Annotated in this window: 23 protein-coding genes; 12 read left to right on the forward strand and 11 right to left on the reverse strand. The window is 68.8% G+C overall.

Translation table 11 applies throughout. From position 1 onward, the window contains the following. Positions 1 to 127 precede the first annotated feature (127 nt). The 3 genes from HDA45_RS27655 to HDA45_RS27665 all read right to left on the reverse strand — a co-directional run bounded on the left by HDA45_RS27655 (position 128) and on the right by HDA45_RS27665 (position 2,735). Complete coding sequence (locus HDA45_RS27655) at positions 128 to 754, reverse strand: AAA family ATPase (RefSeq protein WP_184900119.1); 627 nt, start codon at positions 752 to 754, stop codon at positions 128 to 130. A 66-nt stretch (positions 755 to 820) separates the two neighbouring features. Continuing rightward, positions 821 to 1,486, reverse strand: coding sequence for a DUF998 domain-containing protein (locus HDA45_RS27660; RefSeq protein ID WP_184900121.1), 666 nt, complete (start codon positions 1,484 to 1,486; stop codon positions 821 to 823). Between the two features lie 97 nt (positions 1,487 to 1,583). Beyond that, positions 1,584 to 2,735 carry a beta-ketoacyl synthase N-terminal-like domain-containing protein gene (locus tag HDA45_RS27665; RefSeq protein ID WP_184900122.1) on the reverse strand — a complete coding sequence of 384 codons (1,152 nt, stop codon included), beginning with the start codon at positions 2,733 to 2,735 and terminating at the stop codon, positions 1,584 to 1,586. 134 nt (positions 2,736 to 2,869) lie between these two features. Here HDA45_RS27665 and HDA45_RS27670 point away from each other — a divergent pair, with 134 nt between their 5' ends. The 4 genes from HDA45_RS27670 (at position 2,870) to HDA45_RS27685 (ending at position 7,423) form a co-directional block, all read left to right on the forward strand. Next, a complete protein-coding gene (locus HDA45_RS27670; protein WP_184900124.1) occupies positions 2,870 to 5,446 on the forward strand; it encodes a sensor domain-containing protein in 2,577 nt (858 codons plus the stop codon). A gap of 130 nt (positions 5,447 to 5,576) precedes the next feature. After that, the gene (locus HDA45_RS27675; protein WP_184900126.1) at positions 5,577 to 6,158 is read left to right on the forward strand and encodes an Rv1733c family protein; all 582 of its coding nucleotides are present in this window, start codon (positions 5,577 to 5,579) and stop codon (positions 6,156 to 6,158) included. A gap of 337 nt (positions 6,159 to 6,495) precedes the next feature. Beyond that, positions 6,496 to 7,059 (forward strand): TetR family transcriptional regulator C-terminal domain-containing protein, encoded by a 564-nt coding sequence (locus tag HDA45_RS27680; protein ID WP_184900128.1) that lies wholly within the window; start codon positions 6,496 to 6,498, stop codon positions 7,057 to 7,059. Between the two features lies 1 nt (position 7,060). Further along, on the forward strand, positions 7,061 to 7,423 hold the full coding sequence (locus HDA45_RS27685; RefSeq protein WP_184900130.1) for a tautomerase family protein: 363 nt from the start codon (positions 7,061 to 7,063) through the stop codon (positions 7,421 to 7,423). On the opposite strand, the gene HDA45_RS27690 is transcribed toward HDA45_RS27685, so the two are convergent. Continuing rightward, positions 7,424 to 8,128 (reverse strand): CDP-alcohol phosphatidyltransferase family protein, encoded by a 705-nt coding sequence (locus HDA45_RS27690; protein ID WP_184900132.1) that lies wholly within the window; start codon positions 8,126 to 8,128, stop codon positions 7,424 to 7,426. A gap of 60 nt (positions 8,129 to 8,188) precedes the next feature. Here HDA45_RS27690 and HDA45_RS27695 point away from each other — a divergent pair, with 60 nt between their 5' ends. The 5 genes from HDA45_RS27695 to ribA are packed head-to-tail and all read left to right on the forward strand — an operon-like array spanning position 8,189 to position 13,056. Continuing rightward, positions 8,189 to 9,169 carry a zinc-dependent alcohol dehydrogenase gene (locus HDA45_RS27695; RefSeq protein ID WP_184900134.1) on the forward strand — a complete coding sequence of 327 codons (981 nt, stop codon included), beginning with the start codon at positions 8,189 to 8,191 and terminating at the stop codon, positions 9,167 to 9,169. A gap of 20 nt (positions 9,170 to 9,189) precedes the next feature. Continuing rightward, on the forward strand, positions 9,190 to 9,588 hold the full coding sequence (locus HDA45_RS27700) for a 6-pyruvoyl trahydropterin synthase family protein (RefSeq protein WP_184900136.1): 399 nt from the start codon (positions 9,190 to 9,192) through the stop codon (positions 9,586 to 9,588). After that, the gene (locus HDA45_RS27705; RefSeq protein ID WP_184900138.1) at positions 9,585 to 10,652 is read left to right on the forward strand and encodes a glycosyltransferase; all 1,068 of its coding nucleotides are present in this window, start codon (positions 9,585 to 9,587) and stop codon (positions 10,650 to 10,652) included. Before HDA45_RS27700 ends, HDA45_RS27705 begins: the two co-directional genes overlap by 4 nt. Further along, entirely contained in the window at positions 10,649 to 11,467 is an 819-nt protein-coding gene (locus HDA45_RS27710; protein ID WP_184900139.1) for a class I SAM-dependent methyltransferase, read from the forward strand. Before HDA45_RS27705 ends, HDA45_RS27710 begins: the two co-directional genes overlap by 4 nt. Further along, on the forward strand, positions 11,464 to 13,056 hold the full coding sequence (gene ribA / locus HDA45_RS27715) for a GTP cyclohydrolase II (RefSeq protein WP_184900141.1): 1,593 nt from the start codon (positions 11,464 to 11,466) through the stop codon (positions 13,054 to 13,056). The genes HDA45_RS27710 and ribA overlap by 4 nt, the downstream gene beginning before the upstream one ends. On the opposite strand, the gene HDA45_RS27720 is transcribed toward ribA, so the two are convergent. Further along, the gene (locus HDA45_RS27720) at positions 13,012 to 13,707 is read right to left on the reverse strand and encodes a creatininase family protein (protein WP_343072164.1); all 696 of its coding nucleotides are present in this window, start codon (positions 13,705 to 13,707) and stop codon (positions 13,012 to 13,014) included. The genes ribA and HDA45_RS27720 overlap by 45 nt on opposite strands. Before the next feature lie 17 nt (positions 13,708 to 13,724). Here HDA45_RS27720 and HDA45_RS27725 point away from each other — a divergent pair, with 17 nt between their 5' ends. The 3 genes from HDA45_RS27725 (at position 13,725) to HDA45_RS27735 (ending at position 16,481) form a co-directional block, all read left to right on the forward strand. Continuing rightward, positions 13,725 to 14,513, forward strand: a complete 789-nt coding sequence (locus HDA45_RS27725; protein WP_184900145.1) for an inositol monophosphatase family protein — start codon at positions 13,725 to 13,727, stop codon at positions 14,511 to 14,513. 80 nt (positions 14,514 to 14,593) lie between these two features. Next, the gene (locus tag HDA45_RS27730) at positions 14,594 to 15,688 is read left to right on the forward strand and encodes a glycosyltransferase (RefSeq protein ID WP_184900147.1); all 1,095 of its coding nucleotides are present in this window, start codon (positions 14,594 to 14,596) and stop codon (positions 15,686 to 15,688) included. Between the two features lie 55 nt (positions 15,689 to 15,743). Beyond that, positions 15,744 to 16,481: a GNAT family protein gene (locus HDA45_RS27735; RefSeq protein WP_184900148.1), complete on the forward strand. Its 738-nt coding sequence runs from the start codon at positions 15,744 to 15,746 to the stop codon at positions 16,479 to 16,481. Between the two features lie 539 nt (positions 16,482 to 17,020). Here the strand turns inward: HDA45_RS27735 and HDA45_RS27740 are convergent. From HDA45_RS27740 to HDA45_RS27765, 6 genes are all read right to left on the reverse strand, one after another. Next, entirely contained in the window at positions 17,021 to 17,986 is a 966-nt protein-coding gene (locus tag HDA45_RS27740; protein WP_184900150.1) for an LLM class flavin-dependent oxidoreductase, read from the reverse strand. A gap of 24 nt (positions 17,987 to 18,010) precedes the next feature. After that, positions 18,011 to 19,933 carry a GTP-binding protein gene (locus HDA45_RS27745; protein ID WP_184900151.1) on the reverse strand — a complete coding sequence of 641 codons (1,923 nt, stop codon included), beginning with the start codon at positions 19,931 to 19,933 and terminating at the stop codon, positions 18,011 to 18,013. A 203-nt stretch (positions 19,934 to 20,136) separates the two neighbouring features. Then, positions 20,137 to 21,582 carry a glycoside hydrolase family 3 protein gene (locus HDA45_RS27750; RefSeq protein ID WP_184900153.1) on the reverse strand — a complete coding sequence of 482 codons (1,446 nt, stop codon included), beginning with the start codon at positions 21,580 to 21,582 and terminating at the stop codon, positions 20,137 to 20,139. A 3-nt stretch (positions 21,583 to 21,585) separates the two neighbouring features. Next, on the reverse strand, positions 21,586 to 22,416 hold the full coding sequence (locus HDA45_RS27755) for a carbohydrate ABC transporter permease (RefSeq protein ID WP_184900155.1): 831 nt from the start codon (positions 22,414 to 22,416) through the stop codon (positions 21,586 to 21,588). Further along, on the reverse strand, positions 22,413 to 23,399 hold the full coding sequence (locus HDA45_RS27760; RefSeq protein ID WP_184900157.1) for a carbohydrate ABC transporter permease: 987 nt from the start codon (positions 23,397 to 23,399) through the stop codon (positions 22,413 to 22,415). Before HDA45_RS27760 ends, HDA45_RS27755 begins: the two co-directional genes overlap by 4 nt. Beyond that, on the reverse strand, positions 23,396 to 24,688 hold the full coding sequence (locus HDA45_RS27765; RefSeq protein WP_184900159.1) for an extracellular solute-binding protein: 1,293 nt from the start codon (positions 24,686 to 24,688) through the stop codon (positions 23,396 to 23,398). The genes HDA45_RS27760 and HDA45_RS27765 overlap by 4 nt, the downstream gene beginning before the upstream one ends. Between the last annotated feature and the right edge of the window lie 210 nt (positions 24,689 to 24,898).

Consider the following 24,898-nt stretch of genomic DNA (forward strand, 5'->3'; position numbering starts at 1 on the left):
GGTCCGAGGTTCCTTCGCGGTGTGGAAAGGACGAACGACGATGCCGGTACGTCTCCGCTGGGCGCCAGGGAACCCGTGTCCGCACCCGAATCGGCCCGGTCCGTCGGAAGAACCCGAGCCGGAACCGTCAGCCTGCGCGCACTGCGGGGGTGGCGGGCCGGTCGAGAGGGAGGAGCCGGACGTCGCCTGAACGATCTCTCCCCGGCTCCTCCTCGGTGACGAACCGCAGGGCCCCGCTGACCTCGCGGGTCACCATCCGCGCGCCGTGCCAGCCGGCGGGGACCCAACCGGCGCGCAGGTCACGGCGCACCTTCTCGGCCCTTCGGACGTGACGGGCGAACGAGTGCGGCCGGATGACGCGCCCGCGCGCGACTTGGCCCGCGCGGGCCTCCTCCGGGGTGACGTCGAGCCACAGCAGCCGGACAGGGCGGCGGCTCACCAGGCCGAGCAGGGCCAGCAAGCCGCGGGTCGTCGCGCGGGTCGACGGCTCGTGCACGACCAGGGGGCCGTCGTACGCCAGCGCGGACCGGACGACCCGCGCGCGGTGCCACAGATGCACCAGCGGCCGGTAGCACCGGTACGGCAGTGCGGCGGGCAGCCGTGCGCGCAGCCGCGCGCGGACCTGGTCGGAATCGAGCACCGGCATCGCGCCGGTCGCCGCCCGGGACAGGAGGGTGGTCTTGCCCGCCCCGGGGATCCCCGCGACCACCAGCAGATCGCGGCGGCCGAGCTGGAGTGCGATGCGATCGGTCATGAGGCGTCAACGACCCGGCCGATGATAAAGGTTCCTTTACCTTGATCGGCTCGGCTCCGGTACAGGTCAGGCCGCCACCGGTGTTCCCGGCGTCACCGTCTTGTCCGGAAGCAGCGTCCCGCCCTTGGTGAGCCACGCGACACCGAACGCGAGGATCGCCACCGACTCCAGCCACAGCGCCGGGTAGAGCGACTTCGTCAGGTCGTCGAAGACCAAGCCGCAGAGCACGATCAAGGCCAGGCACACCAGCATGATCATGCCCGAGGCGACGTACAGCCGGTTCCGTTCGGGTTTGCGGGCGCCGGGGATCTCCTTGTCGGACTTGGTGAACAGCACGATGCAGAAGAACGCCAAGGTGAGGAAGAAGATCGCGGCGAAACCGAGGTGGACGAAACCGATGATCACGTCCGTGCGGTCGCCGTTCGCCGGCGTCGTGGGGAACAGCGCGACCCCGACAGCGGCCACGGCGGCGATGTTCCCGGCGATGTCGTCGATCCGGCCGTAACCGCGGTAGGACAACAGGAAGACGCCGATGGCGCACATGACGCCGACCCAGACGTCGCGCATCCCCGAGTAGTAGTAGCCGCTGATCGAGTTGAGCAGGCCGCCGCCGTCGACGGCGATCTTCCCGAAGATCAGCACGAAAGGCAGCCCGATCCCGAGGAAACCGATGGCACGCCGCAAGAACAGGTAGTTGTGGACGAGATTGTCGGATGCCGTTCTCGGGCTCATGGCCGCCTCCGTGCCTAGTGCGTATCGCTACTTGGCAGTATCACCCCGATGAGCACCGGAAATGACACTTCGTGACGACGTTGAGACCGTGTGTTATCTAGGCGGTGTCCAGTACGACGGCGGCGACGTACCCGCCCATCCCGATCGACGTCTTGACGGTGAGCCCGCTTTCCGGCCGCGAAGGTCCGTCCATCAGCTGCGGATGTCCGTCCGCCACCGGTTTCGGCGCCGGGACGAGATCGTGCCGCGCCGCGAGGCAGATCGTCGCGATCTCGGTCAGCGCGCTGCCCGACTGGCTGTGGCCGGTCAGCGGTTTGATCGAGTAGATCTCCGTACTACTGGGGAAGACGGCCTCGAGGATCCGGGATTCCGTCCGGTGGCAGAGTTTCGTCCCCGTTCCGTGCGCGTTCAGGTAGCGGACGTCGGCCGCGTCGGCGTTCGCGTTCTCCAGGGCGTCGGTCACCGCCGCGATCGCGTTCGTCGGATCCGGGTCGAGCGCCATCGCGTTGTGCGCTTCGTGGGACATGGCGCCGCCGAGCACCGTGGCGTACGAGTCGGTCTTCCGCCGGGTCAGCACCACCGCGACCGCGGCCTCGGAGAAGGTGAATCCCCTTGTGCCCTCTTGGAAAGGGCGGCACGCGTCGAGCGGGGGAGCGTCGGTGATCGCCACCCCGCAGTGCACGAAGTTGCGCACCATCGTGCGGGTCGCGGACAGATCGGTGGTGACCACCACGACGTCGTCGGCCATGCCCGCGTCCAGCCACATCTTCGCGGTCAGCACCGCGGCGCTGCCTGTCGCGCACATCGCGGACGTGGCCATGGACGGGCCGTGGAAGCCGAATTCCGACATCAGCGAAGCGATCGGGGTCGAGGGCATCATGCCGATGAACTCACGCCGGTACATGAGTTCCTCGCCGAGCGCGGTCAGCCTGTCCCAGGTCCGCAGGTCCTCGCGGACGCCGCCGGAGATGACACCCACCCGCCGTCCCGGTGACCAGCCGCGTGCGCCGGCGTCCTCGATCGCCTCCCGTGCGGCGGCGAGCAGGGCGCGGGCGTGCAGGCTGCCGTCCCGCGGTCTGCCGCCCTCGGGAACGTGCCCCACCCAGCCGGGCAGTTCGGGGGTTTCCCCGAAGCCGTCGACGAAGTGGGCGCAGGGGACGCCGCTCGCGAGGCCTTCCCACAGCGAATCGCGCCCCCAGCCGTAGGCGGTTACGGCGCCGATGCCGCAGATGTCTGTTTTGCTCCGCACGTGTTTCCCTTCAACTACATTCCGTCAACGCCGGGGTGGAAAAGCCGTACCGATCAGCTGGTCGAGGAGGACGGCTACGTCGATTTAGTGATCTAATCGGAAGCTACATCAGTCGAGTAGGGGGTTTGGATCACATGGATCCTGACGATCTCGACGGTGGGACCCCCGACACCCACCGGCCTTCGGATCAGGATTCCTCGCCAGCGAACGGCACCGCGACCTGCACGGTTGGAGAACCTGACCGTCATGCCTCGCTCGTCCGTCTGCTGACCGAGTTGTCCGTCGAGAGGGATCGGCGCGGCGAACCCGCGCTCGCCTTTCTCGGCAAGGGGTACCGCCTTTTGGAGCAAAATCCCGACGGCGGCACTTTGGGAACGCAATACCTCACGATGGTCGAAGCGAGCCCTTACGGGATCTGTGTCCATCAGCGGGGCAAAGTCGTTTTCGTGAACTCGGCCACGATGCGTTTCGTCGGCGCGAGCGTGTCGACCGAGATCATCGGGATGCACATCACGGATCTGGTCGACGAGGGCTCGCAGGACGCGCTGCTGGCGCGGATCGGTTCCCTGGTCGCGCCCGGCTCGTTCAGTGAACCGACCGAGATGACGCTGCGGACCCTCCAGGGCCACAAGGTCGCCGTCGAATCCCAGGCGGTGCTCACCACCTGGGAGGGCAAACCCGCCTACCAGGTGATCATGCGCGATCTGACCACGCAGAAAGCGGCGGAAGCCGGTCTGCGGTTTCAGGCCGCGCTGGTCGGCCACGCGAGTGACGCGATCATCGCGACCTCGCCCGACGGCCTGGTGACGAGCTGGAATCCGGCGGCCGAGGCCGTCTACGGCCATGAACTCGACCAGGTCATCGGTGTGCCGGTGGCCGAGGTCGTCGGCGCGCCGATGAGCCCGCGGGAGGTCGTCGCGGCGGGCGGTGTCGTGCAGGCGACGCATTTCAGCGCCGACGGCACGGCGCTCGCGGTGCGTGTCTCCGCCGCCGAGATGTTCGACGGTTACGTGCTGCTGTGCGCCGACGAGACGGCGCAGCGCCGGGCCGAGGCCGAATTCGCCACCGTCGTCGAAACGCTCGACGAAGGGGTGCTGGTGGTCGGCCCCGGCGGGCGGATCGAGCTGGCGAATTCCGCGGCGCACCGGATCTCCGGTGTACCCGAGGGTTCCCTGATCGGCCTGGAGAGCCGGACTTTGCGGCTGCACGACGAGTCCGGCGCCCCGGTGCCCGTCGACGATCTGCCGTCCGCGCGCGTGCGGCGTTCCGGGAAGGTCGAGACCGGGCGGGTCGTGCAAGTGCGGCGGCGCGACGGCGAACACCGGTGGCTTTCGCTGACGTCCGGTCCTCTGATGGCGCCGGGGCAGAGCGTGCCCTCGGTACTGACGTCCTTCGCCGACATCACCGAACGGCGGGCGATCAGCGAGCGGCTGGCCTACGAGGCGACCCACGATCCGCTGACCAGGCTCGCGAACCGCACGCTCGCGCTGAACCATCTGCGGCTCACGATCGCGGATCCGGCGCGGACGACCACCGTGATGTTCATCGACCTCGACAAGTTCAAGATCATCAACGACTCGCTCGGTCATACCGTCGGCGACCAGGTGCTGCGCATCATCGGCGAGCGGCTGAGGGCCGCCGCCGGGCCTTCGGACCTGGTCGGACGGCTCGGCGGGGACGAGTTCCTGGTCATCACCACCGGTTATACCGAGGCCGCCGAGGTGCGGGCGCTGGCCGATCACCTCCAGCGGCATCTCGCCGAATCGCTCACCGTGCACGGCCGGGAACTGCATATCAATACGAGCATCGGAATAGTGATCGCGGAACCCGGCGATTCCCGCAGTGCCGACGAATTGCTGGAAGACGCCGATCTGGCGATGTATCAGGCCAAAACATTCGGCCCCGGCCGGTACGCGTTCTATGCGCCGATCATGCGGAAACGGGTACAGGACCGTTTCATCCTGGAGCAGGATCTGCGGAACGCCGTCGCGGAAGGCCTGGTCGAAACCGTTTATCAGCCCGTCGTCGATCTGCGGACGGGCGACATGGTCGCGGTGAAGGCCAAGTCCAGTTGGGACCATCCGGTGCGCGGGCCGATCGATCCGGCGGAATTGGCCGAGATCGCCGACGACGGCGATCTTTTGACGATCATCGGTGCGGAGGTCCTCGCCAAAGCCGCCGGTGAGATCTCCCGATGGCGTGCCGATCATGGTGTGCACTGTAATGTGAATGTGAGCCTTTCGGTCCGCCAACTGGGCGATCCCACGTTGCTGCAATTGGTTCAGACCACTCTGGAAGATGCGGGGCTGGGCCCGAACGACTTGAGTCTCGACGTCGACGAGACGGCGCTGAAGGACGCGGCCGACGCCGTCGACGCGCTACGGAAGACCGGGGTCCGGGTGACCGCGGAACGGTTCGGTGCCGGGTACTCCTCGCTCGCCCAGCTGTGCCGTCTCGACCTGAACGTGATCGAAATCGACCGGTCGTTCGTGGCGGATCTCGGGAGGTCGAGCGACGCCGAGCCGATCGTCGCCGGGATCATGGCGATGGCGCACGCCGTCGACCTCGTGGTGGTCGCCGAGGGGGTCGAGACCGCGCGGCAGCTGAAAGTCCTGCACGAACTCGGCTGCGATTGGGCGAAAGGGCCGCTGGTGGCGCCGCCGGGTCCGGTCGAGGACCTGAAGTCCGCGTACGAACACGTGGTGCGATGAACCGATTCGTTTCCGCGCACGTGGTCCCGGGTGAGCACGTTCCTCGCCGCTGACGGGACCAAAGCCTCCTATCTCTCCGGCTCTTCGCGACGCAGTCTTGTCGGTGGGGAACCGGTGAAGGAGGCCTGTCGTGTCGCTTCTGTTCCTGTGGCGCCGGATTCACCCCGGCCGGAATCCGCTCGCGCGTGTCTGGGACCGGATCGAGGCGGTGATCCTCCTCGGTGGCGTCGCGGTGGCGCTGCTCGGCGTCCCGCTGGCGGCGGCGGCCGGTTCGGAGGCCTACGCGACCATGATGGCGCGCTCGGCGCTCGAGACGGCCACACGTCACTCGACGACAGCGTTCCTGCTCGAGGACGCTCCGCCGGCGCGCGTCGGCGTCGACGGAACGCCTTCGGCCGAGACGGCTTCGGTGGCGGCTCGGTGGGCGCTGCCGGACGGGACCTTCCGGGAGGAGCTCGTCACCGCCGATCTCGGCGCTTCGGCGGGTGACGGGGTGACCGTGTGGCTCGACGAAGCCGAGGCCGTGGTCGCTCCGCCGGTGACGCCGCTCGACGCGACCAGTACGGGGGTCGGTGTCGGGGTGGGGGTGTGGCTGATCGCGGTCACGCTGCTGGCGGCGGGGTACCTGGTCGCGCGGCAGCTGCTCGACCGGGCGCGGCGGGCGGCCTGGGACCGGGAGTGGGAACGGTTCGGGCAGGACTCGCGCTCCTGACCTGCCGTGACGGCCTCCTTGAGGGGCTCTCGTCCGGCTCAAGTCCGTGAAGGCCCCCTTCCCTACCCTCAAGGTAGCGAAGGGGGCCTTCACGGAGACCCGGACGGTACCTGTGGCCTCAGGGACACCAGTAGTCACAGCGATGCCGCGTGAAGGTCTCCTTCGCTCGGCTGAGCCGAGGTAACTCGACCTTCACGCTTTCACCCACCTGCGGGTGGGCGAGAGCGGCGGCGGACTTGGGCGCTGACCTGCGGATCGGCGCGGAAGTGATAGCAAAGGTCCCTTGCTCCCGCGCCTTCGACTTGTCTCTGTACCTACTAGTATGTACGGTCTCGATGTGGACAAGAGGGAACAGCTCATCGAGAGCACTCGCGAACTCCTGTGGGAGCGCGGGTACGTCGGCACCAGCCCGAAGGCGATCCAGGAGCGCTCCGGCGCCGGCCAGGGCAGCATGTACCACCATTTCCAAGGCAAGTCCGGCCTCGCACTCGCCGCGATCGGGCGCAACGCCGAAGATCTGCGGGCCAGGGCGGAGGCCGAGTTCACCGGACCCGGCACGGTCGTCGAACGGATCACCGTCTACCTGCGCCGCGAGCGCGACGTCCTCAAGGGCTGCCCGGTCGGCAAGCTCACCCAGGATCCCGACGTGATGGCGGATCCGGACCTGCGAAAGCCGGTCGAGGAGACCTTCGGCTGGCTCACCGGCCGCCTCGCCGAACTGCTCGAAGAGGGTCGCGAGGCCGGTGAACTCGACGCCGCGCTCGATCCGCTCGCCACGGCGACAGCGCTGGTCGCGGTGCTGCAGGGCGGCTACGTCCTCGCCCGCGCCGCCGGGTCACCGGACGTGTTCGCGAAAGCCGTCGATGGCGCCCTCGGCCTGCTCGCCACCAAGGAGAACTGACATGCCTTTCGTCCGCATCGACGCGCAGGGAACCGACAAGCTCGAGGCCCTCGGCAACGCCGTCCACGACGCGATGGTCGAGACGCTCGGCATCCCCGCCGACGACCGCTTCCAGGTCCTCAACGGCCGGAGCACCTTGAAGTACGACGACTACCTGGGGATCCACCGGGACGAGGGGATCGTGTTCGTCGCGATCACCATGCGGCCGGGGCGTACCGACGAACGGAAGAAGGCGCTGTACCGGCGGATCGCGGAGCTCGCCGAGGAGTACTCGGGGACCGAGCCGCGGAACGTGCTCGTGACGATCAACGAGACCGATCTGGTCAACTGGTCGTTCGGGAACGGCGAAGCGCAGTACGCGTGATCACGCGACTTCGGCGGGAACGGCCCTGAAGGCGTGCTGCTCCAGCAGCCACCACGTGTCGCGTCCGAAAGACCACGTCAGCAGTCCCAGCGCGCCCAGCGTCACCACGAAACCGGCCCAGAGCGGCAGGATCGTCGAAGCCGCGGCGACCAGCACGATGCCCTGCACCGCCGCGACCGTCTTCCGCGCCATGCTCGGCGGCAGCGGAGCGTTCAGCCACGGCCACAGCTTGCTCGCGGCGACGAAGGCGTAGCGCATCGCGCCGATCGTGAGCACCCACGGGCCCAGCGACTGCGCGACGACCACGCTCAGGATCAGGATCAGATACGCGTCGACCTCCATGTCGAAGCGCGCGCCGAGCGGTGACGCGGTTCCGGTGCGGCGCGCGACCTGCCCGTCGACGGCGTCCAGGGCGAGCGCGACCGACGCGATGACGACCATCGTGACGATCTCCCGGCCCGCGGTGTCGACGACGAGGGCGGTCACGCAGCCGACGAGCCCGGAACGTCCGAGTGTCACGGCGTCGGCCGGACCGAGGGAGCGCGCGGTGCTCCGGTTCAGGCCGTAGGTCAGGAATCCGCCGACGGCGATGCCGTAGGCCGCTCCGGCGAACCAGCCCAGCGGGCCCAGTCCGGCGACGGCGTCCAGCGTTCCCAGCAACGCCAGCTGGACGAGGACCCCCAGGAAGATTCCGGGGTTCATCACGAGGCCTCCTCGTTATGGTGACGGCGACCCCGTCTCCAGGGTCCGACATGAGAGGACACGATGGAACGCGCGTTCTGGTTCAGTGGTTCCGGTGACGGTGAGCTCCGGCCGGTCACGCTCCCTCCTGTCGGTGACGGCGAGGTGCTGGTCCGCACCCTGTGCACCGGCGTGAGCCGGGGTACCGAGACGCTCGTCTTCCGCGGCGAGGTCCCGGCGAGTCAACGAGAGGCCATGCGCGCGCCGTTCCAAGAAGGCGACTTCCCGGGCCCCGTTAAGTACGGCTACCTCAACGTCGGCGTGGTCGAACGCGGTCCGGAGAACCTGGTCGGGCAAGTGGTTTTCTGCCTCTATCCACATCAGACCCGTTACGTCGTCCCGGCGTCGGCCGTCACGCCGGTGCCCGTCGGGGTGCCGCCGGAGCGCGCGATCCTCGCGGGGACGATCGAGACCGCGGTCAACGCCGTCTGGGACGCGGCGCCGAAACTCGGCGACCGGATCGCCGTGGTCGGCGCCGGGATGGTCGGCAGCGGCGTCGCGAAACTGCTGGCCGGCTTCCCGGCGACCCGGGTACAGCTGATCGACGTCGACCCCGGGCGCGCGAAGATCGCCGAAGCGCTCGGTGTCGACTTCTCGACACCGGAGGACGCGCTCGGCGACTGCGACCTCGTCGTGCACGCCAGCGCGAGTGAGGCCGGGCTGGCCCGGTCGCTGGAACTGCTCGCGCCGGAGGGCGAGGTCATCGAGCTGAGCTGGTACGGCGACCGCCGGATCAGCGTCCCGCTCGGCGAGAACTTCCACTCGGGACGGCTGACGATCCGCAGCAGCCAGGTCGGCATGGTCTCGCCCGCTCGCCGCGCGAGCCGAAGTTATGGCGACCGCTTGGCCCTCGCTTTGCAAATTCTGGCCGATCCCACCTTTGAGGTGCTGGTCAGCGGGGAATGCCGGTTCCATGAACTACCGGACGTCTTGCCGCGTCTGGCCGCGAATGAACCGGGAACGCTCTGCCTCCGTGTCACTTATCAGATGGAGGACACGCGTTAGGGCACGATTCGGGAGGTCCGTTGTTCAGTATCACCGTCCGCGACCACGTCATGGTGGCCCACAGCTTCCGCGGCGAGGTCTTCGGACCCGCGCGGAAACTGCACGGGGCGACCTTCGTGGTGGACGCGACGTTCCGCCGGTCCGCGCTGGACGCCGACAACATCGTCGTCGACATCGGCAAGGCGACCGAAGAGCTCAATGCGGTGCTCGCCGACCTGAACTACCGCAACCTCGACGACGTGCCCGAGTTCGCCGGGATCAACACCTCGACCGAGTTCCTCGCCAAGGTCGTCGCCGACAGGCTCGCCGAACGTGTCCACGCGGGAGCGCTCGGCGAGGGGGCGCGCGGGCTCGAGGGGATCACCGTCTCGCTGCACGAATCCCACGTCGCGTGGGCGAGTTACGAGCGTGCGCTGTGAACGGGCTCCATGTCGTCCTGCCCAACGACATCGACGACCTGAGCGCGCCGAGCGGCGGCAACGTCTACGACCGCCGCCTGTGCGACGGCCTCGCCGCGACGGGCGTGGAAGTCCACGAGATCGCCGTACGCGGGAACTGGCCGCGGCCCGACACCGAGGCGCGCAAGGTCCTGACGCGCAAACTCGCCGAACTGCCCGCCGGCGCGGCGGTCCTGCTCGACGGGCTGATCGCCTGCGGGGTGCCCGAGGTGATTGTGCCCGCGGCGCAGCGGCTGTCGATCGCGGTGCTGGTGCACCTGCCGCTGGCCGACGAGACGGGGCTTTCGCCCTCGCTCGCCGCCGAACTCGACCGTCTGGAGCGGGAGACGCTCAGTGCTGTCGAGGCCGTCGTCGCGACCAGTGACTGGGCGGCGCGGCGGCTGATCGAGCACCACGACCTCGCGCCGCATCGCGTGCACGCCGTCCCGCCCGGGGTCGACAAGGCCGCGGTCTCGTCCGGGAGCCTGGACGGGACGCATCTGGTCTGCGTCGCCAACGTGACTCCCCGCAAGGGGCAGGGTTTGCTCGCGGAAGCGCTGAAATCGCTCACCGATCTGCCGTGGATCTGTGAATGCGTCGGCGCCATCCGTCGCGAGACGCGCTACGTCGAGCGCCTGCGGCGACACACCCTCGGCGACCGGTTCACCCTCAGCGGCCCTCGGTCCGGCGAGGCGCTCGAAGCGACGTACGCGGCCGCAGACCTTCTCGTGCTGCCTTCACGCGCGGAGACCTACGGCATGGTCGTCACCGAGGCGCTCGCGCACGGCGTTCCCGTGCTGGCGACGGCCGTCGACGCGTTGCCGGACACGCTCGGCCGGTCGCCCGACGGCAGCGTGCCCGGGATGCTCGTCCCTGGCGAGGACGTCAACGCGCTGGCCGCGGCCCTTCGCCGCTGGCTCACCGAACCTGAGCTGCGTGACCGGCTTCGCGCCTCCGCCCGCCTTCGCCGCGAGACGCTGACCGGCTGGGACGCGACGGCCCGCGGTGTCGCCGCCGTGCTGCTGAGCGAAAGGACGGCGGCATGACCAAATTCGCGCCCAGCTGGCTGCAGTTGCGCGAGGACGCCGACGCCGCCGCCCGCGCGACCGAGCTGCTCGAACCGGTCCGGTCCTTCTTGAAGACACAGGACGAGGTCGTGATCCGGGACCTCGGCTGCGGCACCGGCTCGCTCGGCCGCTGGCTGGCCCGGCGGCTGCCCGGCCGTCAGCGCTGGATCCTGCACGACCGCGACACCGACCTGCTCACCCACGCGTTGGCGCGCACCAGCCGTCCGGACCACGCTCTGGACGGGAGCGAAGTCACCGTCGTCACCGAAGAGCGCGACATCACCGAACTGCGCGCGGAGGACCTCGCCGGGACATCGCTCGTGGCGGCTTCGGCGCTGCTCGACCTCCTCACCGCCGAAGAGATGTCCCAGCTGGCGGTCGCGTGCGTCGAGGCCGGTTGCGCGGTCCTGTTCACGCTGAGCGTTTCGGGCAGGGTCACGCTGTCGCCCAAGGACAAGTTCGACATCGAGATCGCCGACGCCTTCAACGCGCACCAGCGCCGGGTGACCAACGGCCGGTGGCTGCTCGGCCCGGACGCGGTGGACGTCGCGTTCGGCGTCTTCGAACGGCTCGGCGCCACCGTGCGGCGAGTTCCGAGCCCGTGGCGGCTCGGGGCGGATCAGGCCGCGCTGACCGCGGAATGGCTCACCGGCTGGGTCGGCGCCGCCTGCGAGCAGCGGCCGGAGCTCGCGGCGGACGGTGACGCCTACCTGCGGTGGCGGCTCGCGCAGTGCGCGGCGGGCGAACTGAACGCGGTGATCCAGCACGAAGATCTTCTGGTCGTGCCGTCGTGAAGCGGTTCTGGCCCTGGCTGCGGATCCTCGGCGCGCTCGGCATCCTCGCCGTCCTGGCCGGGCAACTGGGCACCCAGGCTTTCCTGGACGGACTCCGCGAGGTCGACGCCACCGGTGTCGCCGCCGCGCTCGGCATCGGCTTCGCGACGACACTGTTCAGCGCCGGACGCTGGTGTCTGGTCGCGCGCAGGCTCAGCCTCCAGTTGCCGCTGTGGAGCGCCGTCGGTGAGTACTACCGCGCGTTGTTCCTCAACGGAGTCCTGCCGGCGGGTGTGCTCGGCGACGTCCACCGCGCCGTGCAGCACGGCCGCGAATCCGGCGACGTCCTGCGAGGCGTCCGCGCGGTGGTGCTGGAGCGCACGGCCGGGCAGATCGTCGTGATCGGCGCTTCGGTCGCCGTCGTGCTCAGCACGCCTTCCGTGGTCCCGCCGCCGATCGACGGGGTCGTCATGGTCGCCGGGATCGTGGTCGTGGTCCTCGCCCTCACGGCCGTCGTCACCGGGATGACGGCGGGGAAACACTGGATCCACAGTGGATCGAGGTGGCGCCGCGGATTCGCCGTCACCCTCGCCGACGTCCGGCTCGGCCTGCTGACCAAGGAGACCTGGCCCGGCGTGAGCCTGCTTTCGATCGCCACGCTGGCCGGGCACCTCGCCCTGTTCGTCGTCGCGGCGCGGGCGGCCGGGGTCACCGCGCCCGTCGGCGAACTGCTGCCGTTGATGATCCTCGCCCTGCTCGCGATGGGGCTGCCGCTGAACATCGGCGGCTGGGGCCCGCGCGAAGGCGTCTGCGCACTTTTGTTCGGCGCGGCCGGGCTCGGTTCGGCGCAGGGCGTCACCGTGGCCGTCGTCTACGGCGTGCTCGCGCTCGTCGCCAGTCTCCCCGGCGCGGGCGTACTGCTCGCACGTTCTCTCAAGAGTCACCGAACAGACAGGAGCACCCCGATGACCGTGGAAAGGGTCGTAGAGACCAGATTGCCGACCCATTACGGCGTTTTCCGCGCGTACGGGTACCTGGACGCCGACGGCACCGAGCAGATGGCGCTGGTGCACGGCGAGATCGCGGGCTTCGGCACGCTGGCGCGCGTCCATTCGGAATGCCTGACCGGCGACGTGTTCAGCTCGATGCACTGCGAATGCGGCGACCAGCTGGCCGCCGCGCTGCGGGCGATCGTCGAGGAGGGCGCCGGAGTCCTCGTGTACGCCCAAGGGCACGAAGGGCGCGGAATCGGCCTGCTCGCGAAACTGAAGGCGATGCGGCTACAGGACGAAGGGCTCGACACCGTCGAGGCGAACATCGCGCTCGGGCTGCCGGTGGACGCGCGGGACTACCGTGCGGCGGCGGAGATCCTGACCGACCTCGGGGTGCGATCGGTGCGGTTGCTGTCCAACAACCCGACCAAGGTCGACCAGCTGAAACTGCACGGGGTCCGGATCAGCGAGCGGGTGCCGCTGCTGGTCACTCCGAACGACGAGAACCTGCGGTACCTGAGGACGAAACAGGAACGGATGCATCACTTCCTGCCGCATCTGGACCTGGCCGAGTCAAGCGAGCGCGGACAGGGTCTCCCCGAAGCTCTCCACCAGTGACTCGAGCACCAGTCGTCCCTTTTCCGCCGTCCCCAGCGAAGGCCGTCCCACCACGCCGGACTCCGAGTACGGCCGCAGCCCCGTCGTCAGCAGGTGCCGCCTGTCGTCGGCCAGGTGGTCCGCCTCCGTGAAACCGGGCCGGACCAGCGAAGGGTGGGCGTGCAGCAGAAGCGAAGTCTCCAGTTCCCCGGCGTGCATGTCGCTGTCGAGCGAGGTCTCCAGTCCGGCCGCGTCATGCGCCGCCTGCCAGCCCTCGACGCCGGGGAACAGCGCCATCGGCGACGTCGACTCCTGGACCACGTTGGACAGGACGTAGTTGCCGCCGTGCGCGTTCACCAGCACCAGTTTCGGCACTCCTGAACGGCGCAGCGAGGCCGCGATGTCTGTCACCACGGCGTACAGCGTCGCGGCCGAGATGCTGACCGTCCCCGGCCAGTCCGCGTGTTCGTGCGAGCAGGCGATCGTGATCGGCGGGAGCCGCAACACCGGGTACGCGGAGGCGAGGGCGTCGGCGATCGTCGTCGCGATCACCGCGTCCGTGGCCAGCGGGAGATACGCGCCGTGCTGTTCGAAACTGCCGACCGGTAGCACCGCGACGTCGGCGTCCCGGGCGCGTTCGTCGGCCGTCGTGGCCGTCGGGAACAGATTCACCGGGCTACGGTACCCAGATGACCGACCACGCCGCATTGTTGTCCGTCGCCCGTGAAGCCGTCGCCAAGGCGACCGGGATCATCCGCTCGATGACGTCGTTTTCCGTTGCCGCCAAAGGTGATCGCGATATGGTGACCGACGTCGACCTCGCTGTCGAGGACGCCGTGCGCGAATTCCTGGCGCGCGAGACCCCGGAGATCGGCATCCTCGGCGAGGAACGCGGGCACCAGGGCGACGAGAACCTGTGGTGGGCGCTCGACCCCGTCGACGGCACGGCCAACTTCGCGCGCGGCATTCCCCTCTGCGGCGTTTCGCTCGGTCTCGTCGACGGTCTGAAGAGCACGGTCGCGGCGATCTCGCTGCCGTTCCTGGATGTCACGTACACCGCTGCGGAAGGCCAGGGCGCGTACGCGGGCGAAGAGCGTCTCCAGGCCTCGAAGGCGACGAAGCTGTCCGACGCGATCGTCTCGATCGGCGACTTCGCGGTCGGCGAGGGCGCGGAGGTCAAGAACCGCGTCCGGATGGCGTTGCTGGCCGAACTCGGCGGCCGCGTGCAGCGGGTCCGGTTCCTCGGCTCCGCGGCGATCGACCTGGCCTGGGTCGCGCACGGCAAACTCGACGCGAGTGTCATCCTCGCCAACAAACCGTGGGACACGATGGCGGGTGTCCTGCTCGTGCGCGAGGCCGGGGGAGTGGTCGTCGACACCGACGGCGGCGACCACACGGTGCGCTCGGCGGCCACCATCGCCGTCGGGGCCGGGCTGCGCGACGAGATCGTCGCCGCGATCGCGCGCGTGCACGGGTGAAAAATTTCTTCCTCCGGGTGTGAACCGTCCGGGCTCCGTATCCGTGTCTCCTGATAAGGCGCCCGCATCTGGAGGTAACCGTGTTCACCTCGAATGTCCGCGTGACCGAACCGGTCGTCTTCGTCCTGCCGGGGGAAGCCGGCGAGACCAGCGGTGAGTACGACCGTCGTATGTGCCAGAACCTCCCGGCCACGGGCCTCCCGCTGCTGGAACTGCCGATCGCGGGCGATTGGCCGATGCCGGGGCCGCTGGCCCGGTCGAGACTGGCCCGCTCGCTCACCGCGCTTCCGGACGACACCGTCGTTCTCATCGACGGCACGGTCGCCTGCGGGGTCCCGGAGATCGTGATCCCGCACGCCCGGCGGCTGCGGCTGGCCGTCCTGGTGCACCAGCCGCTCGCCGAAGACCCCGCGCTCGATCCGGCGCAGGCCGCCGAACTCGACGCCTGCGAACGGGAGACCCTGCGGCTGGCGGGCATGGTCGTCGCCACCGGGCCGTGGCTCGCGCGGCAGCTGATCGACCGGCACGACCTCGATCCCACCCGGGTCTACGTCGCGACACCCGGTACGGACTCGGCGCCGCTCGCCACCGGCGCCGACGGTGTCTCCCGGCTGCTCTGCCTCGCGCCGATGACCGCGCGACACGGTCAGGACGTGCTCATCCAGGCTCTCTCGACCGTCGACGAGCTGGCGTTCAAATGCGTCTTCGCCGGTGCGACGCACCACGACCCCACCTACGTCGACGAACTGCGCTGGACGGTCGAGCGGCTCGGGCTCGGTTCCCGGATCAGCCTCATCCGGCCGCCGGAAGATCTCGACCTGGTCTACGACGGCGCGGATCTGCTCGTCCTGCCCGCTCGCGGCGGCACGTCCGGACTGGTCGTCGCCGAGGCGCTGGCGCGCGGGATCCCCGTGGTGGCCACCGAAACCGCCGGCGCGCACGACGCACTCGGCATGGCGCCCGGCGGCGGGGTCCCCGGCATGCTGGTGCCGCCGAACAATCCGGCGGCGCTCGCGACGGCGTTGATGCGCTGGTCGCTCGACGCCGAACTCCGCCATTCGCTGCGGACGTCCGCGCTCGCGCGCAGCAGTGTCCTCGAGGAATGGGACGTCGCCGCGGGCAGGCTCACCGATGTCCTGTCCCGGTTGCAGGCCACGCCGCGTCAGCTGGCTTGATCATCGCCCGGAAGCAGCTATCGCCGTCGATCATCGGCTCGGTTGACTGGGCGGCATGCGAATCGTCGATCTTGCGTCCCGACCCGATCTCCTCGATCCCGCGCTGAATCTCGGCGATGTCGGGGGTGAGTTCATCTACCGGGGTTTCAGCGGCAAGATGATCACCCCGGAGCGGTTCCTGCGGCACTGGGCCCGCTACTTCCTGATCGCGCTGGACGACGACGGCGTGCCGATCGCGCGGGCGCTGTCGGTGCCGCTGACCTACCCCGCCGAGGACCGCCGGGAACTTCCGGAACACGGCTGGGACGAGGCGATCCAGTGGGCCGCGCAGGACCTCATGGACGGCCGTGAGCCGGACACGCTGTGCGCGCTCGAAGTCGTGGTGGCGCCGAAGATGCGCGGGACGGGCCTGTCCACGCCGATGCTGAAGGCGCTCAAGGCGCGTGCGGCGGAGACGGGATTGAAGCGGCTGATCGTCTCCGTGCGACCGATCGGCAAGGAAGACGAGCCCGACGTCCCGATGGAGTGCTACGCCGTCCGGCGCCGCGAGGACGGCCTGTTCGCCGACCGCTGGCTGCGCACCCACGAACGGCTCGGCGCGCAGATGATCAAGGTGTGCCCGTTCGCCGTGACCATCTCGGGCTCGATCGCGGACTGGCATGACTGGACCGGCGTCAAACTCGCCGACGGCGACAACGTGATCCCCGGCGGGATCGCGCCGGTACACGCGAACGTCGAGCGGGACTGCGGGGTCTACGTCGAGGCGAACGTGTGGATGGTGCACCCGTTCTGAAGACTCAGGAAGTGGTGAGGACGGCTCTGACTTGAATCGCCGCTCACGAGGGTTGCGAGGGGTTTGTCGTGGCGTCCTGAAGGCCCCTTTTGAGACGTTCACCGTCCCAAAGGGGGCCTTCAGGACACCCCACCCTCCGGCTCGTTCACGACCTTTACCTGGCTAGCGAGGGGCGACACCACTGACGCGGACTCCCGTGTCCAGACCGACGACACGCGGCGAACCCCGTGACCAACCGCGACCCCAATCCAGTAGGTAACCAAGACGCCTACGGCTCTAGCCGTCCTCACCACTCACGATCTTTGAGGGGCGAGGCAAGGCTTGCGCTGCGACCTGGCACCGCACCTGCGTGATCGAAGCCGGATCTCGCGTGATTGAAGCCGGAACACTCGAGTGCGGTGTCCAGTCACGCGAGTTACGTGCCTGATCACGCGAGATCGGACTTCGGATCAGTGGGTACCTGAGACACCTTTCGTGACACAGGCACAGGTCAGTCAGTAGCGAAGGGGAGGAGCCGGCGACTCGCCATTCACGAGGCGCTACCCGCGCAGGGCCGCGGCGATCCGCCCCGCCGCGGCGAAGGACTCCTCCTCCGGCTCGCCGAGCAACGGCAGCAGGATGGCGGATTCGGTCCCCGCCGCGTACAGCGCGCGGATCTGCTCCACACAACGGTCGAGCGGGCCGCTGACGCTCAGCCTGTCGATCCACTCCGGACGCAAGCGCCGGGCCAGTTCCGCCCGGTCGTCGCCCGCGGCGGCGACCTCGGCCAGCAGTTCGGCGCCGAAGTCCAGCGGGTCCAGGGCTGGGCCCGAGTTCGGCCCGATCGCGGAAGCGACGTCGGCCCGCGCCCGTTCGCGGGCCCGCTCCGGGTCGGCGTCGAGGGCCAGCCAGTTGTAGGTGGCGATCGAATGCCCCTCGACGCCGACGAGCTCCCGTGTCGCGCGGACGTACTCCGGGGTCGCCGGTTCGGCCAGGAGTGTCCCGTCGGCCACACGGCCCGCCGCGGCGAGGGACTTCGGCCCCCGGACGCCGGCGATGAGCTTCGGCGGCACCGACGGCGGGAACTCCAGTTCGACCTCGTCCAGCCGGACGTGCTTGCCCTCGAAGGAAACACGGTCACCCGCGAGCAGCCGGCGGATGACCGTCAGCGTCTCCTCGAACGCGGCGAGCGCGGACTTCGGCCACGCGTCGATCTGCCGCATCCAGCTCGGCACGCCATGCCCGAACCCGACGATCAGGCGTCCCGGGTACAGCTCCGCCAGCGCCGCGATCTCCATCGCCGCGATGGCCGGATTCCTGGCCACGGCGGGCATGATGCCGATGCCGAGGGTGATCTTCTCGGTCGCCGCCAGCACCGCCGACGCCGTCGCGATCCCGCCCGCGTAGAAGCAGTCCTCGACGATCCAGACCTCGTCCAAGCCTTCGTGTTCGGCGCGCCTGGCCAAATCCTTCAGCCGGGCGGCGGGCAGTTCGCGCGGGATCCTGACTCCGAGCCGTGAAACCATGACGTTCTCCGTTCCTCTGAAAACTCAGGCGCGCCGCAGCACGCGCAGCAGATATTCCTTGCGCTCCAAAGGGTTGTGATCGGTCCTCGATCGTGACGGTGTCGCACCCCGGACGGGCCGGTAGCCGTGGAAGGCCGTCTCCATCGTGCCTTCTCCCCGCGTCGCCGAGGGCAGGAGCTGGTGCACCGCATGGGTTTTCGCCGCCGGGATCTCGCCGTCGAGTTCCGCCGTCCCGCCTCGTGTGAGCGTCGTGCGCGGGACGGCGTGAGCCTGCGCCAGCAACGCGGTGACCGGGCCGAGCGTGTCGGCCGGGGCTTGGAGGGTGAACCGGTGCATCGGTTCGTGCACCGTCGTCCCGGCTTCGCGCAGCGCCGCCATCAGCACCAGCGGGGTCAGGTCGCGGAAGTCGCCCGCGGTACTCGACATGCTCTTGTCGAAGGTGCCGTGGGCGTGGCTTTGCCTGGCGTGGTAGCCGGAATGCGTCATCGTCACCACGCAGTCGAGTACCTCCCAGCCGTGGACGCCCTCACGCAGCGTCTTCTTCACCGTGTCCTCCACGGCCTTGACGAAGGAGTACGGCATCGAGCCGAGTTCGACCTCCAGCCGGAACGAGATCCCGCTCCCCGCCGGACCGGGCTCGACGCGCAGCCCGACCGTCGCCAGAAAGGGATTCGGTGCCTTGTCGATGATTTCGGCGGCGGACCCGGTGCCGGAGAGGCGTTCGACGCAGATCGTGGTCGTCTCGCTGAACGTCACATCGACGCCGTACTCGTCCGCGAGCGTCGCCTGGATGACCTCCTTCTGCACTTCGCCGTACAGCGAAACCGAGGTCTCCTGGCGGATTTCGTCGTGCCGCAGGCCGATCAGCGGATCCTGTTCGGCCAGCCGGGTCAGCGCCTGGTGCAGTGGCCCGCGATCGGCCGTGCGCACCGGCGAGACGACGGTTTCCAGTGTCGGCGGCGAAAACAGGGCCTCCCGTTCGTGCCTCGGGCGGGCCCCGAGCACGTCACCGATCCGGACGTCGAGCCCGGACAGCTTCGCGATCCGCCCGGCCTCGGCCGTTCCCGACGGCACGGCCGAGCCGTTGTCGAAGACGCTGATCGCGGTGACCTTGCCTTCGCCGTCCCCGAGCGGGATCTTGTCGCGGACGGCGACACTGCCGGAGTACAGCCGGACATAAGCGATCTTCTCGCCACCCGGCGCGCGCTCGACCTTGAACACCGTGCCGGACAGCGGTCCGTCGACGGCGCTCTCCTTGGCGGGCAGAAGGCGCTGGATTCCGTCGCGGAGTTCGTCGATACCCGCGCCGGTGATCGCCGATCCGAAGTAGACCGGGTGGGCGAGCCCTTCGGCCACTTTCGCGGCGAGCTCGGCATGGAGCCGCGAAGGCGTGAACTCCTCCGGAGAGGTGAGGTACCCGGTCAGGAAGTCCTCGTCGAGCGTCGCGAGCAGGTCGACCACCCGATCGGGGTCTCCGGGGTTCATCGCGACGACCGACGGTGTGAGCTTCTCGGCTATCTCGCGGAACACGCGGTCCGGTTCGGCCCCGCGGCGATCCAGTTTGTTCACGAACAGCAGCGCCGGGATGCCCAGCCGTCGCAGGGTCCGCATCAGCACGCGTGTCTGCGCCTGAACGCCTTCGACCGCCGACAGCACCAGTATGGCGCCGTCGAGCACGCCGAGCGCGCGCTCGACCTCGGCGATGAAATCGGGGTGACCGGGGGTGTCGATCAGGTTGACGGTGACGTCGCCGACGGCGAACGACACCACGGCCGCCTTGATGGTGATCCCGCGGGCGCGTTCCAGGGCCAGCGTGTCTGTCTGCGTGCTGCCGTCATCGACACTGCCCAGCTCGCCGATGATCCCGGCCGTATGCAACAGCCGCTCGGTCAGGCTCGTCTTCCCGGCGTCAACATGCGCCAAAATCCCCAGATTGAGGGTCTTCACGAGGTGTCTTGTCCTTGAGGTAGGCGGAAATTACCTGTGGGAAGGACATGGACACTCGCAAGACGATCATCTCCTAGGTCCAGTCGACTACAGCACTCTCGCGTCGGTGCCGCAACCGAATAACCCCCTGACGCATTTCGTCCTCTGGTCGCGGTGCTTGCGTGTGCAAGTACCGCATCCAGAGGACGAAAGACGTCGAGAGGTCAGGCCAGGTATTCCGCGGCGGCGCGGAGGCTGACGTAGGACCCGCTGAACGTGTCGATCCGCGGCCCGTCGCCGGTGTCCGGCCCGGGAACCCCGGTCTCGACGCGGATGTAGTCCACGCCTGCCTCCCGGAGCCAGCTCAGGAACTCGCGGACCTCGGGATTCCGGTGCGCCTCGCGCGTCACCACGACGAGATCGCGCGCACCGTGGACGGCGTCGATCGCGGTCGCGATCCCGTCCGCGGTCACCTTGAGCGCGCGGGTACCGGGCACGAGTTCGGTCAGATGCGAACCGAGCCCCCACGGCATCGGGCCCGCGGCGACGATCGGCTCGGTCTCGATGTCGATCACCAGCGGCGGGCCGTCCAGCTTCGGCGCGCCCTGGATTCGCAACGCCTTGCGCGCGGCCTCCAGGCCGAGCCGGTTGTCCACCGCGGAGATCGGCGTCGCCACCGGGGCGGTGCCGAGGGCGGCGACCCGCTCCGACGCCTCGGCCAGCCGTTCCAGCGGCAGTTCGCCGGCTTCGACCGCGGCCGCGATGACCGCCGCGATCCGGTTCAGCTCGTCCTCTTCGAACGACACGCCGCCAAGGCAGAGCGCGTCGGCGCCGGCGATCAGCGCCCGCACCGCGGCCCGGCCGACGCCCTCGGTCTTGCCGAGTTCGCCCGCGATGGCACCCATGTCGAGCGCGTCGGTGACCACCGCGCCGGTGAAGCCGAGTTCGCCGCGCAGGACGTCGGTCAGCGCCTTCGGGTTGAGCGTCGCGGGCAGTTCACCCCACGCGGGCACGACCAGATGCCCCGTCATCACCGCGCGCACCCCGGCCGCGATCGCGGCCTTGAACGGGACGAGTTCGAGCTCGTTCAGCTCCGCCTCGGTCCTGGGCAGGACCGGCAGCGCGTGATGCGAATCGTCGGTCGCCGCCCCGTGCCCGGGGAAGTGCTTCGCCGACGCGGCAACGCCGTACTTCTGCAGTCCGGTGATGTATGCCGCGACATGCGGCGACGCCTTCACCGGATCCGAACCGAACGCCCGGACACCGATGGAGGGATCCTCCGCCGCCAGGGTCAGATCCGCGCACGGGGCGAAGTTGATCGTGACCCCGCAAGCGGCCAGCCGTTCGCCGAGCGCCGCGGCGACCGACGTCGTCAGCTCGACGTCGTCCGCGGCGCCGAGTGCGAGTGGTCCCGGGACGAACGAGCCGGTGGCGACGTCGAGCCGGGTGACGTCACCGCCTTCTTCGTCGATGCCGATGAGCACGTCGGGCCGTTCCGCCCGCAGCTGCGCGCTGAGCGCGGCCACCTGCTCGTCGTCGACCACGTTGCGGCCGAACAGGATCGCGCCGCCGAGGCCGTCGGCCACCTTGCGCCGCAGCCAGTCCGGCGCGGTGGTGCCGTCGAAGCCCGATACGAGAACGGATGCGGCGAGCTTTTCCGGTGAAGACAAGGGTTATCCCTTCACTGCGCCTGCGGTCAGGTTGGACACGAGCTTGCGCTGGACGAGGATGAAGAACACCAGCGCGGGGATGGCGTAGATGACCGACGCCGCCATGATCCCGCCCCAGTCCACGGAAAACGCGGTCCGGAACGAGGAGAGCCACACCGGCAGCGTCTGCCTGCTCTGGTCGCGCATGAACACGAACGCGAACAGGAACTCGTTCCACGCGGTGATGAAGCTGAACACCGACGTGGTCACCAGTCCCGGCGCGAGCAGCGGCAGCGTCACCCGGCGGAACGCGCCCGCCCGGCTGCATCCGTCGATCATCGCGGCTTCTTCGAGGTCGTACGGGATGCCGTTGACGAAGCCGTAGAGCATCCAGCATGTGAAGGGCAGCGTCGCGGCGAAGTACACGAGCAGCAGCGAAGGCAGCTGGTTGAGCAGCCCGGCGTCCCTCATCAGCAGGTACATCGGGATGAGCAGCGCTTCGAACGGCGCGAGCTGGGCGACCAGCACCAGCATCAGGAACCCCTTGCGGCCGCGGAATCGCATGCGGGACAAGGGAACCGCGGCCAGCACGCCCGCGACGAGCGAGCACAGGACCGCGCCGAGCGTGACGATCAGGCTGTTGGCGAGGTACGTCGTGAAACCGGGCTTCGTCAGCGCCGTGACGAAGTTGTCGAACGTCGCCGAGGACGGGATCAGGTCGTAATCCGGTGAGAGGACCTGGCCTGGCGTCTTCAGCGAGGAGGTGACCATCCAGTACGTCGGGAAGACGAACAGGAAGGCCACGATCACGCCGAACGTGCCGAGGCCGATCCGCTGTGCCAGGGATTTCTTCATGACAGGTCGGCCTCCTTCGAACGCACCAGCAGCTGGACGTACCGGGCGGTGAGCAGGATCAGCACGAGCATCATCAGCAGGGCGGCGGTGGCCGCCAGGCCGAAGTGGTTGCCCGCGAGACCCTTGAGGTACATGTAGACCGGCAGCGTCGTGCTGGCGCCGTCCGGCCCGCCCTGGCGGATCGCCCACACCTGGGCGAACAACTTGAAGTCCCACAGGACCGACAGGAACGTGACCATGGTCAGGATCGGCCGGATCGCCGGCCAGCTGACCGCCCAGAACGCCTGCCAGCCGTTCGCGCCGTCGATGCCCGCGGCCTCGTACTGCTCCTTCGGGACGCCGAGGAGCCCGGCGTAGAGCGTGAACGCCACGAACGGCACGGCCTGCCAGACGACCAGCAGGCCGATCACGGTCAGCGTGCTCGGGCCGGTGGCGAACCACGAATGCCCGATGAAGCCTTCGAAGCCGAGTTTCGCGAGCGTCTTGTTCAGGATCCCGTACTGCTGGTCGAAGATCCACTGGAAGACCGTGGTCGTCGCGAGCACCGGGGTCGCCCACGCGAGGATCAGCGCGACCTGCAGGATCACCCGGACCACCGGGTTGAGGTGCCGCATCAGGAGCGCCATGAACAGCGCGAGCAGCAGGGTGGTGATCACGACCGCGGCGGTGAACACCAGCGTGCGGACGGTGATCTCCCAGAATTCGGAGTCGGACAGGATTTCGGAGAAGTTCTCGAACCCGACCCAGACCATCTCTCCGGAGACCAGCTCACGGAGGTCGAGCTTGCGGAAACTGATCCCGATCAGCTGAAGCGTCGGCCAGCCCAGCAGGACCAGGATCGCGATCAACGCGGGAAGGATCAGCAGGTACGGCGCCGTCCGCTCGCCGAGGCGGAGGCGTCGGTTCGATTTCGGGGGCTTGATGCGCGGCGAAGCCGGCGGGGTGGCCCCCGCCGGCGTCGTCACATCTTTGGTCGTGGTCATCCGCCGATGAGCTTGTCGAGCGCTGCGTTGGCGTCGGCGGTCGCCTGGTCGAGCGTCTTCGTTCCGGTCAGGTAAGCGGTCAGCATGTCCTTGATCGGGTTCTGGCCCGACTCGACGTCACCCCACTTGGGGCTGGTCGGCACGGCGCGGCCGTTCTTGGACGCCTCGGCCATGACCTTGGTGAGCGGGTTCGCGTCGAGCGCGGACACGTCGGTCGAGGTACCGGGGACGTAACCGGCCTTGGCCAGCTCGGTCTGGTACTTCGGGGTGGAGAACAGCTTGACGTAGTCCTTGGCCGCGGCCGCGTTCTTGCTGTTGGCCGGGATGACCAGGTTCGAACCGCCGAGGAAGACCGGGGCCGACTTGTCGGCGGTCTTGCCGGGGATCGGGAAGGCGCCCGACTTCTCCTTGATCGACGGGTCGGTCTTCGCGGCGGTGTCGGCCTCACCCGGGACACCGATCATCATCGCGACCTTGCCCGCGCCGTAGATACCGGCCTGCTGCGGGGTGGCCTCGTCGGCGTCCTTCGGCGCCTTGGTGCCCGAAGCCTCGGTGAGCTGCTTGTAGAACTCGAGCCCGGCCTTGGCCTGCGCGGAGTCCAGGGTCGCCTTGAAGGACTTCCCGTTGGCCTGCGCGATGTCGCCGCCCTCGTCCCAGATGAACGACAGCAGCTCGTACCAGTTCTGGCCCGGCTGGTAGAGGGCCTGGAACTCGGGGTCGCTGCCGAACTTGGCCTTGAGCTTGGTGATCGCGTCGAGCCACTCCGCGCGGGTCTTGGGCGTCGCGGTGATGCCCGCCTGCTCGAACATGTCCTTGCGGTAGATGACCTCACGGTTGGCCGCGTAGAACGGGACGCCGTAGGTCTTGCCGTCGAACTCGCCCGAAGCCTTGAGGCCCTGGAGCCACTGCGCGCCGTTGAAGTCGCCCACGCTCGAGGTGAGGTCGGCGAGCACGCCCTGGTTGGCGAACGCGGGGGTCTGGGTGTTGCCCAGCTCGATCACGTCCGGCGGGTTGTCACTCGCCAGCGCGGTGGTCAGCTTCTGCTGGATGCCGTTCCACTGCTGGATCTCGTACTTGACCTTGACGCCGGGGTGCGCGTCTTCGAATTCCTTGTGGAGCGAGTTCGTCAGTGCTTCCGGGGCGGTCCCGGTCATGAGCCAGACCGTGAGCGAGCCGTTCGAGGCCGGAGCGCTCGAATTCGTGCTGTCGCCACTGCCGGAACCGGCGCAGCCCGCCGTCGCGAGGGTGATGGCCGCGGCGCCCGCAGTCATCTTGAGCCAGCGCTTCACTCGTGCCGTCCTTTCGATGCCCGGCCACTGTGCCGGGCTCCCACAAAATGGTGTAGACCAATGTCGGCAGCGTGGTACGTACCACTCCGACTGTCAAGCGGGTGGCCGGTTCGTTGTAAACGAGCCGCAATCTTTCACCTTGAGTGAGCGGATGATCACGCTCATGTGGACATTTCGCGGTCCACGTCAGACCCTCGCGAGGCGTGCTGA

Source organism: Amycolatopsis umgeniensis (assembly GCF_014205155.1).
Lineage (GTDB): Bacteria > Actinomycetota > Actinomycetes > Mycobacteriales > Pseudonocardiaceae > Amycolatopsis > Amycolatopsis umgeniensis.

Coding starts and splice junctions, on each gene's coding strand:
- HDA45_RS27655 (WP_184900119.1), bottom strand. CDS start 754: ATGACCGATCGCATCGCACTCCAGCTCGGCCGCCGCGATCTGCTGGTG.
- HDA45_RS27660 (WP_184900121.1), bottom strand. CDS start 1,486: ATGAGCCCGAGAACGGCATCCGACAATCTCGTCCACAACTACCTGTTC.
- HDA45_RS27670 (WP_184900124.1), top strand. CDS start 2,870: ATGGATCCTGACGATCTCGACGGTGGGACCCCCGACACCCACCGGCCT.
- HDA45_RS27685 (WP_184900130.1), top strand. CDS start 7,061: ATGCCTTTCGTCCGCATCGACGCGCAGGGAACCGACAAGCTCGAGGCC.
- HDA45_RS27695 (WP_184900134.1), top strand. CDS start 8,189: ATGGAACGCGCGTTCTGGTTCAGTGGTTCCGGTGACGGTGAGCTCCGG.
- HDA45_RS27710 (WP_184900139.1), top strand. CDS start 10,649: ATGACCAAATTCGCGCCCAGCTGGCTGCAGTTGCGCGAGGACGCCGAC.
- HDA45_RS27725 (WP_184900145.1), top strand. CDS start 13,725: ATGACCGACCACGCCGCATTGTTGTCCGTCGCCCGTGAAGCCGTCGCC.
- HDA45_RS27735 (WP_184900148.1), top strand. CDS start 15,744: ATGCGAATCGTCGATCTTGCGTCCCGACCCGATCTCCTCGATCCCGCG.
- HDA45_RS27740 (WP_184900150.1), bottom strand. CDS start 17,986: ATGGTTTCACGGCTCGGAGTCAGGATCCCGCGCGAACTGCCCGCCGCC.
- HDA45_RS27755 (WP_184900155.1), bottom strand. CDS start 22,416: ATGAAGAAATCCCTGGCACAGCGGATCGGCCTCGGCACGTTCGGCGTG.
- HDA45_RS27760 (WP_184900157.1), bottom strand. CDS start 23,399: ATGACCACGACCAAAGATGTGACGACGCCGGCGGGGGCCACCCCGCCG.